16 protein-coding genes are annotated in these 16,164 nt (G+C 63.1%); 5 read left to right on the top strand and 11 right to left on the bottom strand.

Features of this window, described 5'->3' with window-relative positions:
- The first annotated feature begins 8 nt into the window (after positions 1 to 8).
- On the top strand, positions 9 to 2,984 hold the full coding sequence (locus tag U5O12_RS08910) for a PAS domain-containing hybrid sensor histidine kinase/response regulator (RefSeq protein ID WP_322578292.1): 2,976 nt from the start codon (positions 9 to 11) through the stop codon (positions 2,982 to 2,984).
- 16 nt (positions 2,985 to 3,000) lie between these two features.
- Entirely contained in the window at positions 3,001 to 4,161 is a 1,161-nt protein-coding gene (locus tag U5O12_RS08905; protein ID WP_322578291.1) for a two-component system response regulator, read from the top strand.
- A 192-nt stretch (positions 4,162 to 4,353) separates the two neighbouring features.
- On the opposite strand, the gene U5O12_RS08900 is transcribed toward U5O12_RS08905, so the two are convergent.
- The 10 genes from U5O12_RS08900 to U5O12_RS08855 all read right to left on the bottom strand — a co-directional run bounded on the left by U5O12_RS08900 (position 4,354) and on the right by U5O12_RS08855 (position 12,752).
- Entirely contained in the window at positions 4,354 to 5,265 is a 912-nt protein-coding gene (locus tag U5O12_RS08900) for a 3-carboxy-cis,cis-muconate cycloisomerase (protein ID WP_322578290.1), read from the bottom strand.
- A 6-nt stretch (positions 5,266 to 5,271) separates the two neighbouring features.
- Positions 5,272 to 6,174, bottom strand: coding sequence for a sugar phosphate isomerase/epimerase family protein (locus U5O12_RS08895; RefSeq protein ID WP_322578289.1), 903 nt, complete (start codon positions 6,172 to 6,174; stop codon positions 5,272 to 5,274).
- Positions 6,175 to 6,179: 5 nt separating this feature from the next.
- Positions 6,180 to 7,067: a 4-hydroxyphenylpyruvate dioxygenase gene (locus U5O12_RS08890; RefSeq protein ID WP_322578288.1), complete on the bottom strand. Its 888-nt coding sequence runs from the start codon at positions 7,065 to 7,067 to the stop codon at positions 6,180 to 6,182.
- Between the two features lie 23 nt (positions 7,068 to 7,090).
- Entirely contained in the window at positions 7,091 to 7,843 is a 753-nt protein-coding gene (locus U5O12_RS08885) for an ABC transporter ATP-binding protein (RefSeq protein WP_322578287.1), read from the bottom strand.
- Between the two features lie 3 nt (positions 7,844 to 7,846).
- On the bottom strand, positions 7,847 to 8,605 hold the full coding sequence (locus tag U5O12_RS08880) for an ABC transporter ATP-binding protein (protein WP_322578286.1): 759 nt from the start codon (positions 8,603 to 8,605) through the stop codon (positions 7,847 to 7,849).
- Positions 8,606 to 9,589, bottom strand: coding sequence for a branched-chain amino acid ABC transporter permease (locus tag U5O12_RS08875; protein ID WP_322578285.1), 984 nt, complete (start codon positions 9,587 to 9,589; stop codon positions 8,606 to 8,608).
- 18 nt (positions 9,590 to 9,607) lie between these two features.
- Positions 9,608 to 10,483, bottom strand: coding sequence for a branched-chain amino acid ABC transporter permease (locus U5O12_RS08870; protein ID WP_322578284.1), 876 nt, complete (start codon positions 10,481 to 10,483; stop codon positions 9,608 to 9,610).
- A gap of 69 nt (positions 10,484 to 10,552) precedes the next feature.
- A complete protein-coding gene (locus tag U5O12_RS08865; protein WP_322578283.1) occupies positions 10,553 to 11,758 on the bottom strand; it encodes an ABC transporter substrate-binding protein in 1,206 nt (401 codons plus the stop codon).
- A gap of 59 nt (positions 11,759 to 11,817) precedes the next feature.
- Positions 11,818 to 12,057, bottom strand: coding sequence for a hypothetical protein (locus tag U5O12_RS08860; protein ID WP_322578282.1), 240 nt, complete (start codon positions 12,055 to 12,057; stop codon positions 11,818 to 11,820).
- 11 nt (positions 12,058 to 12,068) lie between these two features.
- Positions 12,069 to 12,752 (bottom strand): shikimate dehydrogenase, encoded by a 684-nt coding sequence (locus U5O12_RS08855; protein WP_322578281.1) that lies wholly within the window; start codon positions 12,750 to 12,752, stop codon positions 12,069 to 12,071.
- 179 nt (positions 12,753 to 12,931) lie between these two features.
- Here U5O12_RS08855 and U5O12_RS08850 point away from each other — a divergent pair, with 179 nt between their 5' ends.
- On the top strand, positions 12,932 to 13,738 hold the full coding sequence (locus tag U5O12_RS08850) for an IclR family transcriptional regulator domain-containing protein (protein ID WP_322578280.1): 807 nt from the start codon (positions 12,932 to 12,934) through the stop codon (positions 13,736 to 13,738).
- A gap of 17 nt (positions 13,739 to 13,755) precedes the next feature.
- Positions 13,756 to 14,061 (top strand): DUF1330 domain-containing protein, encoded by a 306-nt coding sequence (locus U5O12_RS08845; protein WP_322578279.1) that lies wholly within the window; start codon positions 13,756 to 13,758, stop codon positions 14,059 to 14,061.
- Positions 14,062 to 14,543: 482 nt separating this feature from the next.
- Here the strand turns inward: U5O12_RS08845 and U5O12_RS08840 are convergent, their stop codons facing one another.
- Positions 14,544 to 15,443: a LysR family transcriptional regulator ArgP gene (locus U5O12_RS08840; RefSeq protein ID WP_322578278.1), complete on the bottom strand. Its 900-nt coding sequence runs from the start codon at positions 15,441 to 15,443 to the stop codon at positions 14,544 to 14,546.
- Between the two features lie 81 nt (positions 15,444 to 15,524).
- On the opposite strand from U5O12_RS08840, the gene U5O12_RS08835 reads away from it, so the two are divergent.
- A complete protein-coding gene (locus U5O12_RS08835) occupies positions 15,525 to 16,157 on the top strand; it encodes a LysE/ArgO family amino acid transporter (RefSeq protein ID WP_322578277.1) in 633 nt (210 codons plus the stop codon).
- Positions 16,158 to 16,164 lie beyond the last annotated feature (7 nt).

Here is a 16,164-nt window from a genome sequence, read left to right as displayed (position 1 = left end):
CGCGCCTCTTGGGGGTGAACCGGGCCTACGAGCGTGTGTTTGGTGTGCACCGGGAAAGTTTGCTGGGCAAACGGGTGCTGGACCTGGAGTACCTGCCACCCGAAGACCGGCAGGCCTACCAGGCTGAGGACGAAGCCATCATCGCCACCATCGGGCAGGTCCAGCGCGAAATGGTGATGCCCTTTGCCGACGGGCGCTTGCACGAAACGCTGTACTTCGTGTCCGGTTTTGCGGGGGCTGACGGGGCGCCTGCCGGGCTGGTGGGCACCTTTGTGGATGTGGCCGAGCAAAAAGCGGCTGAGCGCGCCATTGCCGAGGCCGCGCAGGAGCAGCGTGTGATTTTCGAGGCGGTGAGCCTGGGCGTGTTGCTCACGGTGGACCGCAAGATCAAGCGCTTCAACAGCGCCATTGAAATCATGTTCGGTTTTGGTGGCGATGCCTTGTTGGGGCAGTCCACCGAAGTGCTGTTTGCCAGTCCCGAGGCCTACGCGCGTGCCGGTGAAGAGGCCTATCCCAAGATTTCCAAGGGTGAGCTTTACGAGGCACAGCAACAGTACCAGCGGCTCGATGGCAGCCTGTTCTGGGCCAGCGTCCATGGGCGCGCACTGAACACGGAGCACCCTGAGTGGGGCACGGTGTGGGTGTTCGAAGACATCACGGCGGACCGCGAAGCTGCGGCAGAACTGCAGCGTGCGAAGGAGGCGGCCGATGCCGCCAGCCAGGCCAAAGGAGACTTTTTGGCCAACATGAGCCACGAGATCCGCACGCCGATGAACGCCATCATCGGCATGTCGCACCTGGCCCTCAAAACCGAGCTCACGCCGCGCCAGCACGACTACATCAGCAAGATCCAGCAGTCGGGCCAGCACCTGCTGGGCATCATCAACGACATTCTTGACTTCTCCAAGGTGGAGGCGGGCAAGCTGTCGATGGAACGCATTCCGTTTGAGCTGGACAAGGTGCTTCAGAACGTGGCCACCGTGATTGTGGACAAGGCCAGTGCCAAGGGGCTGGAGCTGATTTGCGACGTGGCGCCTGAGGTGCCGCAAAGCCTGATTGGTGACCCGCTACGCCTGGGGCAGGTGCTCATCAACTACGCCAACAACGCCATCAAGTTCACCGAAAAAGGCGAGATCAGCATCGCAGTGCGCCTGAAAGAAGGCTCGGACAACGAAGCCTTGCTGCGCTTTGAGGTGCGCGACACCGGCATTGGCCTCACCCAGGAGCAGATGGACCGCCTGTTCCAGAGCTTCCAGCAAGCTGACACCTCCACCACCCGCAAATACGGCGGCACCGGCCTGGGCCTGGCCATCAGCAAGAGCCTGGCCGAGCTGATGGGCGGCGCCGTGGGTGTGGAGAGCGAACATGGCAAGGGCTCCACCTTCTGGTTTACGGCGCGGCTGGGGTTGGGTGAGGCGCAGGCCCAGCTGCACCTCTCGCGCCACGACATCCAGAGCCGCCGCGTGCTGGTGGTGGACGACAGCGAGCGCGCCGCTGCGGTGCTGGCGCACCTTCTCGGCACCATTGGTTTTGCCGTGGAGTCGGCCTATTCGGGGCGCGAGGCTATCGAGAAGGTGCGCCAGGCCGCTGCGCGCGGCCAAGGCTTTGACATCCTTATGCTGGACTGGCAGATGCCCGAGATGGACGGCATTGAGACCGCGCAACGCATCCGGGCCCTGGGGCTCACGCCTGCGCCACATCCCATTATGGTGACGGCCTATGGCCGCGAAGAAGTCATCAAGAGTGCGCAGGAAACCGGCATTGATGATGTGCTGATCAAGCCGGTTAACGCGTCGGTGCTGTTTGACACCATGCTGCGTGTGCTGGGCCATGCCAGCGCGAAGGCCATCGCGCCGTATCCGATGCACTCCGCATCGGACCTGGGCCTGCTGGCACCTTTGCGTGGTGCGCGGGTGCTGGTGGTGGAGGACAACGACCTGAACCAGCAAATTGCCCAGGAGCTGCTGGGCGATGCCGGCTTTGTGGTGGACGTGGCCGACAACGGCCGCATTGCGGTGGACAAGGTGGTGGCTGCCTTGGCGGCCCAGGTGCCCTACGACTTGGTCTTCATGGACATGCAGATGCCGGTGATGGACGGGGTGAGCGCGACTGAAGAGATTCGCCAGGATGCGCGCCATGCCGAGCTGCCCATTGTGGCCATGACCGCGAATGCCATGCAGGTGGACAAGGACCGGTGCCTGGCTGCGGGCATGAACGACTTTGTGACCAAGCCGATAGACCCCGATGCGCTGTGGCAGGCGCTGGCGCGCTGGATCCGCCCGCGCGCCGGGCTGGGCCTGGTGCCAGAGGGTGACGCAGCAGGGCCGCCGCAGGCACTGGTGGCGCCCTTGCCGCCCATGCCTTTTGGGGCGGAGAGTATGGCCATTCCGCGTGATATCCCGGGCCTGGACACCCAGCTGGGCCTGCGCCGCGTGATGGGCAAGGAGACGCTGTACATCCGCCTGTTGCGCAAGTTTGTAGCCGGCAACCAGAACGGACTGGAGCCGATTGCCCATGCGCTGGAGGCGGGCGACACAGCCACGGCCGAACGCCTGGCCCACACCCTGAAGGGCGTGGCCGGCAACATAGGCGCCAGCGACCTGCAGGCCGCCATGGCCCAGGTGGAGCGCGCCCTGCACGACCAGGAACCGACTGCACAAGTACAGGCCTTGATGGACCACCCCCGGCACCTGCTGGCCCAGTTGCTGACTGCTCTGGCGACTGCTCTGCCGCCAGAAGCCGTTGCTACTGCGAGCGCGGCGGTAGACCCCGCACAACTGGCCGAGGCCAGTCGCAAGCTGGCAGCCCTGCTGGCCGATGACGATTCCGAAGCGGCGGACGTGCTGCGCGAGCACGCGGCACTGTTGCGCGCCGCATGGGGGCCTGGCTTTCACGCGGTGGAAGCGGCGGTGGACGGCTTTGATTTTGAAGCGGCCTTGCAAGCCCTGAATAAGGCGGTGGCGCAGGCTGCCATGGACACATGAACCGGAATCCCAGGTTATGAACTCACTCGACTTCACCGAAAAATCCACCGTGCTGGTGGTGGATGACACCCCCGAAAACCTGAGCCTGATGGCCGCCCTGCTGAAGGATACCTACAAGGTAAAGGTAGCCAACCATGGCGAGAAGGGCCTGAAGATCGCCCAGTCGGACAACCCGCCCGACCTGATCTTGCTCGACATCATGATGCCGGACATGGACGGCTACGAGGTCTGCCGCCGCCTGAAAGAACACCCCGCCACCCGCGAGATTCCTGTCATCTTTTTGACGGCCAAATCCGAAATTGAGGACGAAAAGAAGGGCCTGGAGCTGGGGGCGGTGGACTACATCACCAAACCCATCAGTCCGCCCATCGTCATGGCCCGCGTGGCCACCCAGCTCTCCCTCAAGGCCAGTGCTGATTTTTTGCGCGACAAAAACGATTTTCTGGAGCAAGAAGTAGCCAAGCGCACCCAGGAGGTCATGGCCATCCAGGAGGTGACCATTCTGGCCATGGCCTCGCTGGCCGAAACCCGCGACTCCGACACCGGCAACCACATCCGCCGCACCCAGCACTACATGCAGGCGCTGGCGGAGCACCTGCAGTTGCACCCGCGCTTCTCGGCGTTTTTGACGCCCTACAACATCCAGATGCTGTTTCGCTCCGCGCCCCTGCACGACATTGGCAAGGTGGGCATACCCGACCGCATTCTGCTCAAACCCGGCCGCCTGACGCCCGAAGAGTTCGAGATCATGAAAACCCACACCACGCTGGGCCGTGATGCCATTGCCCACGCCGAAGAAGCGCTGGGCACGCGGGTGGAGTTTTTGAGCATGTCCAAAGAAATTGCACTTTCGCACCAAGAGAAGTGGAATGGCTCTGGCTACCCCGAGGGGCTGGCCGGCGATGCCATCCCCATCTCGGCCCGCATGATGGCGCTGGCCGATGTGTACGACGCGCTCATCAGCCGACGCGTCTACAAGGAGGGCATGTCGCACGAGGAGGCGGTGGCCATCATTGTGGAGGGCAGTGGCAGCCACTTTGACCCGGACATCGTGGACGGTTTCCTGCACGTGCAAGAGGTGTTCCGTGGCATTGCCCAGCGCTATGCCGATTCGGACAACGACCTGGAGCAAAAGGCCAGCTACGTTCAGGCAGCTACCGGGGACGGGACCACATAAGACGCGCACCGTCTCGTCGCGGTGCATTTTTGGTGTTTTCGGCCTCTAGCCCTCGTAGATTATGCGTGAGCAGCTCCTAATTCAATAGCGGTTTTGCTGCGGTCATTTGTTTTACCAAGGCTGTGTTCCGCTGGGTGACCTGGTCCATCTCGCCCACAGCCTCAGCAATCTGAGAGACGCGTGTCTGCCCCGCTAAACCTGCAGCCTCGTATCCACTTGCAACGCCTGCCAAATTCCACTCGCACTCGCATGTGCCGACATCAGCAGCTGCGCCCACTCGGCTTGCTCGGCCTGCCACACCCCGAGGCCGCGCTCAAACGCCTCTGGCATGGAGGCTAGCAGGCTCGCGACCCGCTGTGGCGCACGTTTGGCCATGGCCAGGGCCACCAGGCACCCGGCGGGCATATCGTCTGCGCCGGCATCCCGGGCGATGCCTTTGGCCAGAGTGCCCAGGCTGCCAATCAGCAGAGCCACATCGCAGCCCAGTGCCACCCAGGCGTCGCGCTGGGTATGCCAGGGTGCGGTGGGCACGGCCAGACTCAGTTGCTGGGCCACCATGGCCACGACCTTGGCACCGTGTTCCGGGCTTTGCGCCAGCGTACCGCCGACCTGAACAGCCAGCGCATCGCTGGCGCTGTGGGAAAGCCTTTGCAGTCCGCGCAACAGAGGGGTGGCAGATTCAGAGGCACCCAGTGTCTGCAGCCTGTGCGCACACCCTTGCACGTCGCTGCGCAGCCGCTCCAGCACATCGCGGGTGATGAGCACGGTGGCTGTGTCCACCAAGTCTTGTTTGGTGCAGCCCAAGTGCACATAGGGCACAGCGTCGGGGTTGAAGAGGCCGACGGTTTCCTTCAGGCTTTTCACCAGCGGGATGGCCAGGCTGCCCGCGCGCCCGCTGTCGCGCACGATCTTGGGTGCATCGAACAAATCCACCTTGCAGGTGCCGACGATGGAGAGGGCTGCCGAGGCCGGAATCACGCCGCACTGGGCCTGGGCCTGGGCCAGCGCGGCTTCCACGCGCAGCATGGCCGCCACAAAGCGCTGGGCGCCAAAGGACTCCAGCACCTCGGGCGGGTGCAGAAAATCGTCAAACACACTGCTCATGGCAGCTCAGCGCACGGCTTGTTTCAGGCGCAGCTGGTTGGGCAGCGGCACAGAGCGGCGCAATACGTCTTCACCCAGCCACAGGGCCGCGCGGCGCGCGCGCTGGGCCACGGTTTCCAGAGGCATCTGCTGGTAATCGTCGTTAAACACCTCAAAGCTGTAGTCGCCGCGGTAGCCCAGCTGGTGCAGCTTGAGCACCAGTTCAGCCAGGGCCTCGCTGTGCACGCCTTCGCCCGGGAACACGCGGAAGGTGCGCGCCGTGCTGATGCGCTCCTCCACGGTCTTGATCTCGTTCCACATGAAGTCCGCCAGTTGCACCAGAAAGATTTTGCTGGGGTCCAGGATCTCCAGGTCGTCCAGCGGGGTCTTGGTGGCGAACATGTGGAAGGAGTCAAAACCCAGGCCCAGGTTGGGCATGTCGGCTTCCATGATGAGGTCCCAGGCTTGCGGGAACTCATTGATGCTGCGGCCCCAAGACAGCGCCTCGAAAGCGATCTTGATGTTCATGGGGATGGCCAACATGGCCAGCTTGCGCAGGTCTTTCACCAACGTGGCGGTGTCGCCGGTGGCATGGGTGGAGGTGCTGGAGCAGGCCAGCATGACGCGGCAGTCCAGCGCCGCGCACATTTCCATCATGCTCTTGGCAATGTCCACCTTGTATTCGTGCAGGTGGCCGCTCAGGCCTTCAAAGTCGCGTAGCACCTGGAAGCCGGTGACGCGCAGGCCGCTGTCTTTCACCTCTTGCACGGCGGCCTGCCAGCCGTCGGGGTGGCCCACCAGGTCGCGGGCCAGCAGCATCACCTGGCTGAAGCCGGCCTCTTTCATGGCCGCCAGCTTGGCCTTGAGCGGCCCAGCCAGGGTGATGGTGTCCATGCCGAAGTCGTCAAACTTGCCGTCGAATTGGCTCATGGTGTTCAGCCTCGTGTGTGGTGAACCAGCTCAAACATGGCGTTGCCCATGGTGGGGCGGGTCAGCGCGCCCTTGCTGTCCTGCGTCGGGTCCTTGCTCGGCACAAAGTCCACGCCGCGCTGGCGCAACGCCGCCACCGTGGCCTGCACATCGGGGGTGCCCAGGCCCACGCGCTGGAAGCATTCGTCGTCTTCCACGTCCAGCACGCCAGGTTCGGGCTCAATCAGCTGCAGGTAAAAGGTCTTGCACGGGCTTTGCAGAATGCGGCCCTTGGGCAGGATGCCAAAGCGGGTTTCGGGCTCCAGCGCGGTGAAGCCGAACAAGGCGCTGTAGAACTCGGTCCAGTCGTCCACGCGGTCGTTACCGATGTACTGCACCACGCCAAAGAAGTGCAGGCCGGTGATGGCGGGCGGGAATTTGTCCACCGCAGGCACCTGCGTGAAGTCCACGTCGTAGATGGAGAACTCGCGGTGGCGGTCCACAAAGTAGATGCGGCTGTTGCCCACGCCGTGGATGGCGGGGATGTGCAGCTCCATCACCTCCACCTGCACCGGTACCGCCCAGGCGCCGCGGTCCAGTGCGCGCTGGTAGGCGGCCGATGCATCCTGCACGCGCAGGGCAATCGCGGCGATCTCGGGCTTCTCGGTCAGCGCAGCACCCCGGCCGTGCGCATTGACGATGACGTTCACATCGCCCTGGCGGTACAGCAGCACCTCGCGCGAGCGGTGGCGGGCAATCGGGCGAAAGCCCATAGCTTCGAGCACCTGGCCCAGCGCCTGCGGCTTGGAGGTGGCGTATTCGATGAACTCGATACCTTCGAGCCCCAGCGGGTTGGGGCCTTCGTCAATGTGTTCGCGGTCTGCGCCACTGGGGCGGGTGTTGCTGCCGTTCATGGGATCTCCCGAGGGGCAAGTAATTAGGCCGTCGCTGCCGGGGCTGCGCTGGCTTGGTGGGCGCCGCCCAAAAACAGGCGTTCGATATTCGGGTCGGCCAGCAATTCCGACGCCGGCTTTTGCAGCACCAGGCGGCCCGACTCCAGCGCGATGGCTTCGTCCGAAATCTTGAGTGCGCTCTTCACGTTCTGCTCCACCATCAGCACCGTGGTGCCCTGGTCGGCCAGCTTGCGCAAGAGTTTGAACACGTCAGCCACCACCATGGGCGAGAGGCCGATGGAGGGCTCGTCGATCAGGATGACCTTGGGGCGCAGCAGCAGGGCGCGGCCAATTTCCAGCTGCTTTTGCTCGCCGCCGGACAAGGCGGACGCTGCGGAGTGCAGGCGCTCTTTCACGCGCGGAAAGAATTCCAGCACTTCGGGAATGCGCTCGTGCGTGGTCTTCATGCCCAGCGTGATGCCACCCAGCTCCAGGTTCTCAAACACGCTGAGCTGGCCAAACAGGTTGCGCCCCTGCGGCACAAAGGCAATGCCTTGCGCCAGCAATTGCTTCTGCGTGGCGCCAGCCACGCTCACGCCGTCGAGCAAGATGTCACCCTGACGGGGTTTAAGCAAACCGAACAGCGCCTTGAGCACCGTGGACTTGCCCGCCCCGTTGGGCCCCAGCAGCAAGGTGATGGTGCCGCGCTTGGCTTTGAATGACAGGTTGTTCAGGATCATGAAATCCTTGTAGCCCGCCACCACGTCTTTGAATTCAATGCAGGTGTCAGTGGTCATGCTTCAGCTCCCCAGGTAGGCGTCCAGCACCTGTTTGTTGCTGCGGATTTCATCGGGCGTGCCGATGGCCAGCACCTGGCCTTCCACCATCACCATAATGCGGTGGCACAGGTCCATCACAAAGTCCATGTTGTGTTCAATCACCACGAAGGAGCTCTTCTTGCCGAACTTCGGATTTTGGTTGAGTTCCTTGAGCAGGGTGCTGATGCCTCCCACCAGGCTGGGGTTCACGCCAGCGCAGGGTTCGTCCAGCAGCACCAGGTCGGGCTCGCTCATGAAGGCCATGGCAATGTCCACCAGCTTTTGCTGGCCGTAAGACAACTCGCCGGCTTTCTTGTCGGCTACATGGCGGATGCGGAACTGGTCGATCAGCGCGTCGGCCTTGGCACCCAGGCCCGAGTCGCTGGGGGCGAACATGCGGCTGAGCATGGTGCCCTGGTGTTCTTGCGCGGCCACGATGAGGTTGTCGCGCACAGTCATCTTGCCAAACACCTGCAGGGTCTGGAAGGTGCGGCCCACGCCGAGGCGGTTGAGTTCCAGCGGGGCGGCCTGTGTGACGTCACGGCCATTGAGTTCGATCTTGCCTTCGTCGGGGGTGATCTGGCCCAGCATGCTGTTGAACAGCGTGGTCTTGCCTGAACCGTTGGGTCCGATCACGCCAAAGATTTCTCCGGGCATGACTTCGAAGGACACACCACCCACGGCCTGGATGGCGCCATAGGCCTTTTTGATGTTAGTGACTTTAAGAACGGGTTGGCTCATTTACTTGGCTCCCTGTTGTTGTGCGGCAGCGGCGCGTGCGGCGCTGGCTTCGCGCGCCTGGCGCTTGGCCTTGATGCGATCGGGGATGCTCAGCAGGCCATCGGGCAGCCAGATCATCAGCACCACCACGGCGGCGCCAAAGACGAACAGGTACCAAGCCTGCGCAAAACGCAGCCATTCGGGCAGGATCACGCCCACCGCCGAGCCCAGCAGCGGGCCCAAGAAGTAACCCGGGCCACCCACCACCACCATCAGGTACATCATGATGGAGGCACCCACGGTGAACGGGGCGGGTTCGATGAACTGCACCAGCGAGGCGAACAAGGCACCGGCAATGCCCGCGTACACGGCGCCAATGGCGAAGCTCAGCAGCGTGTAACTGCGGGTGTTGATACCCAGGCTTTCGGCGCGGATGGGGTTGTCTCGCAGGGCGGTGAAGGCTTTGCCCCAGGGGCTTCGCAGCAGGCCCCATTGCAGGGCCCCCAGCAGCACGGCCGTGGCCAGCACAAAGTAGTAATAGGGCAGATTGCCTTCCAGCGAAAAGCCGAAGAGGCTGGGGCGGGAGATGTTGTTGATGCCGAAGGTGCCGCCAGTCAGCCATTCCTCGTTGCGCATGACCAGCCACACCGCTGTGTTGAAGCCCAGGGTGGCAAAGGCCAGGTAAATGGTCTGCACCCGCAGGGCCGGAAAGCCCAGCGCAATACCCACGAAGAAGCAGATGAACGCTGCCGCTGGCAGGCCCAGCCAGAAGCTGATGCCGGCCTTCATGAGGATGGCCACGGTATAGGCGCCGATGCCGAAGAAGGCGGCGTGGCCCAGGGACTTCTGCCCGGCGTAGCCCACGGTCAGGTTCAGCCCCATGGTGGCGATAACAAACACCAGCCAGTAGGACAACAGATAGATGCCGTAATTTTTAAGAAAAGGCGGTGCAGCCAGCAGTAGTAATGCGCAAGCAGCTATCAAAATGAGAGTGAGTTTTTTCATGATGGTGTCTCTCCGGGCTCAAACCTTGCGTTCCACTTTTTTGCCCAGCAGCCCTTGGGGCTTGAACAAAATCACCACCATGAAGATGACCAGGGCCACGGCGTCTTTGTAGGCCGGGGAGATGTAGGCCGCAGCCAGGTTTTCGCACACGCCCACGATGAGCCCGCCCAAGAGCGCTCCGCGCGAATTGTTGAAGCCGCCGATGATGGCCGCGAAGAAAGCCTTGTTGCCCAAGCTCTCACCCATGTCGAACTTGGCCAGGTAGGTGGGCGTCACCAGCAGGGCAGCGGCCACGGCCAGCACAGCGTTGATGGCAAAGGCGTAGAAGATCATGCGCGGCACGTTGATGCCCAGCACGCTGGCACTCTCGGTGTTCTGCGCCACGGCCTGCATGGCGCGGCCGGTCACGGTTTTGGTCATGAAGGCCTGGGTGGCAAACACCAGCACCAGCGCGATAGTGAAAGTGCCCACATCGGCCAGCGTGATGGTCACGCCAGCAATGTTGAACAGCTTGTCGGCAAACAGGCTGGGGAAGGGGTGCGCCTCGGCGCTGTAGCCGGCGCGCAGGCCGTTGCGCATGGCAATGGAGAGGCCAATGGTGGCCACGACGATGGGCATCATCCCGTACTTGAACAGCGGGTCGACCAGACCGCGCTTGAACACCCAGCCCAACAGAAAAACCGCCAGCACCACGGTCATGCTGAAGCTCACGGCCATGGGCGCGCCCAGGCTCAGAAAGCCCAACATCATGAAGGCCGGCAGCATCACAAACTCGCCCTGGGCGAAGTTGATGGTGCCGCTGGCTTGCCACAGCAAGGTAAAGCCAAGCGCTGCCAGGCCGTAGATGGCCCCGGTGGCCATGCCACTGAAGAGCAGTTGGAGAAAGTCGGTCATGGGGATCCCGCGGAGTGACGTGGAAAACGCAGGTCCGGCAGCCGTGGGCGGCAGCCGGACCGGGCAGGCTTACTTCTTGGCAGGCGCCGCAGGCTTGGCTGCGGGCGCTGCCGCGGGCTTGTTCACCGCGATGGGGTTGAGCGGAGGCAGGGTCGCCACCACGACTTGCTGGCCGTTCTTCACTTCCACCAGGAAGCTCTCACGGTCCAGATCGCCGTTCTGGTCAAAGGCCACGTTCATCAGGATGCCGGGCTCTTTGTCGGTGGTCACCACCAGGCTGTGCAAGGCGTTGGCTACGGCCTTGCGGTCGAGCTTGCCTACTTTCTCGATGGCGGCCTTCAACACGTAGACGCCGGAGTAGCCTTTCATGCCGTTGTGGTCCGAGACGTATTTGTAATCGCGTTCAAACTTGGCGCGGAAGGCGCGGATGGCGGGCAGCGGGGCGTCCACCGTCAGGCCCACGTGGGCCACGGCGCCGTTGGCGGCTTCGCCGGCCAGTTCAATCACTTTTTGGCCGGTGAGGGTGGTTTCGCCAATGATGGGTTTGTTCCAACCCTGCTTGCGCAGTTCGCGCAGCATGCGGGCGGACTCTTCTTCGTTGGAGTAGACAAACACGCCATCGGCGCCGCTTTGTTTGGCCTTGAGCACAGCGGCTGAGAAGTCCACTTGGCCGGCGTCGGTCGAAATTTCGGTGACGATTTTGGTTGGCGACTTGTCCAGCGCCTTCTTGATCATGTCCAGGCCGCCCTTGCCAAAGTCGTTGTTCACGTAGACCACGGCCAGAGTTTTGAGCTTGGCGGTGTCGCTGATGTAGCGCGCCACCTTGGGCATGGCGGTGGCCTGGGTGAAGCTGGTGCGGAAGATGTAGGGGTTGCCCTGCATGGTGATGCTGGCTGCCTCGCCACCCGTGAAGTTGGGGATCTCGGCTTTGCGGCTCTCAGCCATGGACACCATGATGGAGCCCGAGAACACTGGGCCAAAGATGGCAAACACCTCGTCGTCCACCGCCTTCTGGGTCAGGCCCTTGGCCACGCCAGGGTTGCTTTGTGTGTCAGAGGTGATGGTCTGGATCTTCTTGCCCAAGATGCCGCCAGCGGCGTTGATCTCTTTCACGGCCAGTTCCACGCCGTTTTTGAAGTTGGTGCCCGCAGTGGCGCCGCCGCCGGAGAGTTCCACAATGTTGGCAATCTTGATGGTTTCTTGGGCAAAAGTGGCTGTAGAGCACACCAATGCTGCGCAAGCAGCTATCAATTTAAGAGTATTTCGTTTTTGCATGTCGTTGTCTCCTTGGTTGAAAAAATGAAAAGCCAGGGTGATGGGGCAGCGCGGCGCTGTCACAGCAGCGCGGGGATGAGCTGGTGGGGCTCACGCCCACGGATCTCGCCGCGCAGCGTGCCGGGGTAGATCTGCTCGCGCAGAAAGGTGGCATCGCTGCGCACCAGTTCGGCTGCGGGGTGCAGGCCAAAAAAGTCGAGGTAGGGCGCAGTTTGCTGGATCAGCATCTCAAACCCGGGCTGGGCCTGCAGGCCACGGGCCCGCGCCGCACGCACCCAGCGGCTGGGCTGGTGCTTCATCACAATGTCCATCACCGCCGCGGGGGCTCCAGGCGCTGCACATCGCAGGGCAGGGCATCGTCGGGGTTCAGCCCCAGCGGGCTGGCGTTGATCACCAGGTCGAAACCGGCCGGGTCATTGGTATGGACGGCCTCAAGCGCTACGGGGGTGTGGGCGGCAAGGCGCTGGGCCAAAGCCTGGGCTTTGCCGGGTGCGGGGTCATAGAGGCTGACCTGGGCTGCTGTCTGAGGCGTTGCGCTGGCCAATTCGGCGGCAATGGCGGCGGCTGCCCCGCCTGCGCCCAGCACCAGCACGCGTTTGCCACAGTAGGCCATGCCACAGTAATCCAGCGCGGCGCGCAGGCCTTGGCCGTCAAACAGCGCACCTTCGAGGTGTCCGTCCCTGTGGCGGCGCACGGCATTCACGGCACCCGCCATGCGGGCGCTGGGGCTGCAGGTGTGCATCGCGTCGGCCAGCGCATTTTTGTGGGGGACGGTGGCGCACAGGCCCCGCACATTGGGTGCCAGGAAGGCCGATTTCACAAACTCCAGCAGGTGCTGCGGGGCGATTTCCACCGGCACCATCACGGCGTTCACGCCTGCGCGGGCGAAGACGGCATTGAACAGGGCCGGCGCCTGCACCTGGGCCACCGGGTAGCCGACGATCAGGTAAACGTCGGTGGTACCCGAAAGGGTGGGGGCGGCGGCGGTGTGCATGGAGTTGTTCGTTTGTCGATCAATATCGCGATTTCGAAGCGAACTTTAGCCATGCACCATCTATTCCAAAAGGATAATTGTGTAAATTTGATCGATCAGCGAACGATATTGTTCGATGATCGATCGTAATGCGGGTTATCACTAGGCCTTGTGCCGCCCCTTGCCGCCAGAATTTGCGTATGCCGCCCACCTCCATTCCTCCTTTTGCCCTGACCGAACCCGAAGCGCCTGGGTTGGACAAGAAAGACTGGATCGCGGGGCTGGAAAAGGGCCTGTCCATCATTGAGGCCTTTGATGACGCCCACCCCCGCATGACCGCCAGCCAGGCGGGCGAGCGCTGTGGCATGACACGCACCGCCGCGCGCCGTTACCTGCTGACCCTGCAGTACCTGGGTTATGTGGCCACCGATGGCAAACTGTTTTGGCTTACGCCGCGCGTGCTGCGTCTGGGCCAGTCTTACCTGGAGTCGGCACGGCTGCCGCGCATCGTGCAGCCGTTTTTGCAGCGGGTGACGGCGGGCACGCAAGAGATTGCCTACGTGTGTGTGATGGACGGTGACGACATCGTCTACATCGCGCGCAATGGCACCAACCGCACCATGAATACCGGTTATGTGCTGGGCGCACGGGTGCCGGCACAGGTCACCGCAGCCGGCATGCTGCTGCTGTCCATGCGCGAACCGGAGTGGCTGGAGCGCTGGCTCACCACCCGCGAACTGCGCGCCTACACCTCGCACACCATCGCCAGCAAAGACCGCCTGCGGGTGGAATTGGCGCGCATTCGCCAGCAAGGGTGGGCCATCTCGGAGCAGCAACTGGAGCTCAACCACCGTGGCGTGGCCGTGCCGCTGATGGACCGCCATAGTGTGCTGGTGGGCGCGCTGAATGTGACCATGCCCATGGGCAATGAGTCCACCGACGACGCGGTGGCCCGCGTGTTGCCGGTGCTGCAGGAAACCGCGCGCGCCATGCGCAATCTGATTTGAAACAAGGAGACCCGCGAATGAGCAAAGGCTATTGGGTGGCACGTGTGGATGTGACGGACCCCGAGAAGTACAAGACCTACATCACCGCCAATGCGGCGGCTTTTGCCAAATACGGGGCGCGCTTTTTGGTGCGCTCCGGCGCGTACGAGGCGGTGGAGGGCACGGCGCGCAGTCGCAATGTGGTGATTGAGTTTCCGAGCTACCAGGCGGCGCTGGAGTGCTGGAATTCTGCTGAGTACCAAGCGGCGCGGGATTGCCGGGTGGGGGCGGCGACGGCGGATGTGATTGTGATTGAGGGGTATGACGGGGGGCAGCCGGGCTGACCTTCTTTGTGTTTTTTGCTGGGGTTTCTGTTTGCCTGTATCGCTTTTTTTTAGACACCCACTCCCCCAGCCCCTCGCCCCGTCGGCGAGGGGAGCTTTTAACAGCCATATTTTTTTGTAACGCTCCGGCTATGGGGCCGCAGTAGTAGCGTGGCCACTGGGTGGGTACGCGATGGCCCGCGCCAACGGTTGTAGTCATTGCCAACATGGTGGCGCGGAACCACTGGCGGACGCAGCCGCCAGCCGTGCTGCAAAGACATCTCCGAGGTATCTACAACCGCTGCCCAGTGCCGTGGCGCGAGCTCACGGTGGCAACCTCCCGCCCTTAGCCTGCGTCCGGCGCGCAAAAGCAAGATATGGCTGTTGAAAGGCTCCCCTCGCCGACGGGGCGAGGGGCTGGGGGAGTGGGTGTCAAAAAAAGCAGTGCAGCCCCACCAACCCTAACCAACGCAGAACCAGATGCGTGGGCAGAAAAAAAGCAGTCAGCCCACCAGCGCCTGCCCAGCCGCCAACTGCACACACTGACTCAAGCGCGCCAGCTCCGGCAGAGGCAGCTTGGCCACTTGCCAATACAGGGGCACATCCAACCGCCGCTCAGGCACCAGTTCCACCAAGCGGCCAGCGGCCAGGTGGTCTTGCACCAAGGCTAGCGGGTTCATGCCCCAGCCAATGCCGGCCAGCGCCCCGTCAATGAACGCCTGCGAGGAAGGCAGGCGATGCGCGGGTAACACCATGTCCTTGCGCGTCACACGGCGTACCCATTGCTCCTGCAGGCGGTCATTGCGGTCAAACACCAGGCTGGGCGCGCGGGCCAAGCTCTCGGCGTTCACTCCATTGGCAAACCAGCGTTCGACAAAAGCTGGCGACGCCGTGGCGCAGTAGCGCAGTACCCCGAGCTTGCGGCTGCGGCAGCCCTGCACAGCCTTGGCCAGCGAGGTGATGGCAGCCAGCACCTGACCGCGACGCAGCCACTCGCTGGTTTTGTCTTGGTCGTCCAGCGTCACGTCCAACAGGGTCGTGCTGTCGGCGCAGAACGCCTGCATGGCGTCCACAAACCAGGTGGCCATGCTGTCGGCGTTGATGGCAATGCGGATGGTGGCGGCTGGCGCAGCCGCGCCGTCGTTGCGCAGTATGGGCATGTCGCGGCGCAAATCGCTTTCCAGCAGGGCCACGGTATCGGCGTGGCGGCACAGGCGGGCCCCGGCTTCGGTGGGGGTGCAGGGCAGGCCGCGCACCACCAGCACTGTGCCCACCCGCTCCTCAGCCAAGCGTATGCGCTGGGACACGGCAGAGGGCGTGATGTGCAGGGTGCGGGCGGCGCGCTCAAAGCTGCCTTCGCGCACCACGGCGGCCACAGTAGCGAGCAGGGTGGTATCGAGCATCGTGGTATTGGTTAAGTATTGCTGTTTCAACATTAGCAGATTTCAGTAGCGTCTGGGTTCCCTCGTGGCGATACTGCGAACATGTCTTCTTCATTCAATGTCTCTGTATTTCTCACCGGGTTGACGCTCAGCCTGTCGCTCATCATGGCCATTGGTGCCCAAAACACCCATGTGTTGCGCCAGGGCTTGCGCCGCGAGCACGTGGCCGCCGTGGTGGCGGTGTGCGCGCTGCTGGACATGGCGCTCATGACCCTGGGTGTCAGCGGTTTGGCTGCGTCCCTGGGCGAGTACCCGCGCGCGCTGGATGCCTTGGGTTTTGTGGGCGCCTTGGTCTTGGTGGTGTACGGCGCGCAGGCGCTGCGTCGCGCTTTGCAGCCCTCCACGCTGCAAGCGGCACACGGCGGCGCACCGGTGTCGGCCGGGCGCATGGTGGCGCAGACACTCAGTCTCAGTCTGCTCAATCCGCATGTCTACCTCGACACCGTCATCCTGGTCGGGGCGGTGGGGGCCAAGCAGCCTGCCGGTTCGCAGGTGGCCTTTTTGCTCGGGGCGGGCAGTGCCAGCGCGCTGTGGTTTGTGGCGCTGGGTTATGGCGCGCGTGTGCTGACGCCCCTGTTTGCCAAGCCCATAGCCTGGCGCATGCTGGACTTGCTGGTGACGGCCATGATGTGGACGATCGCTGCCGGTCTGGTGCAACGCAGCCTGCACCTGTGAGTAGACC

The organism is Rhodoferax sp., from assembly GCF_034519335.1.
In the GTDB taxonomy this organism is placed as follows: Bacteria; Pseudomonadota; Gammaproteobacteria; order Burkholderiales; family Burkholderiaceae_C; genus Allorhodoferax.
This window is presented reverse-complemented; position numbering and strand designations above follow the sequence as displayed.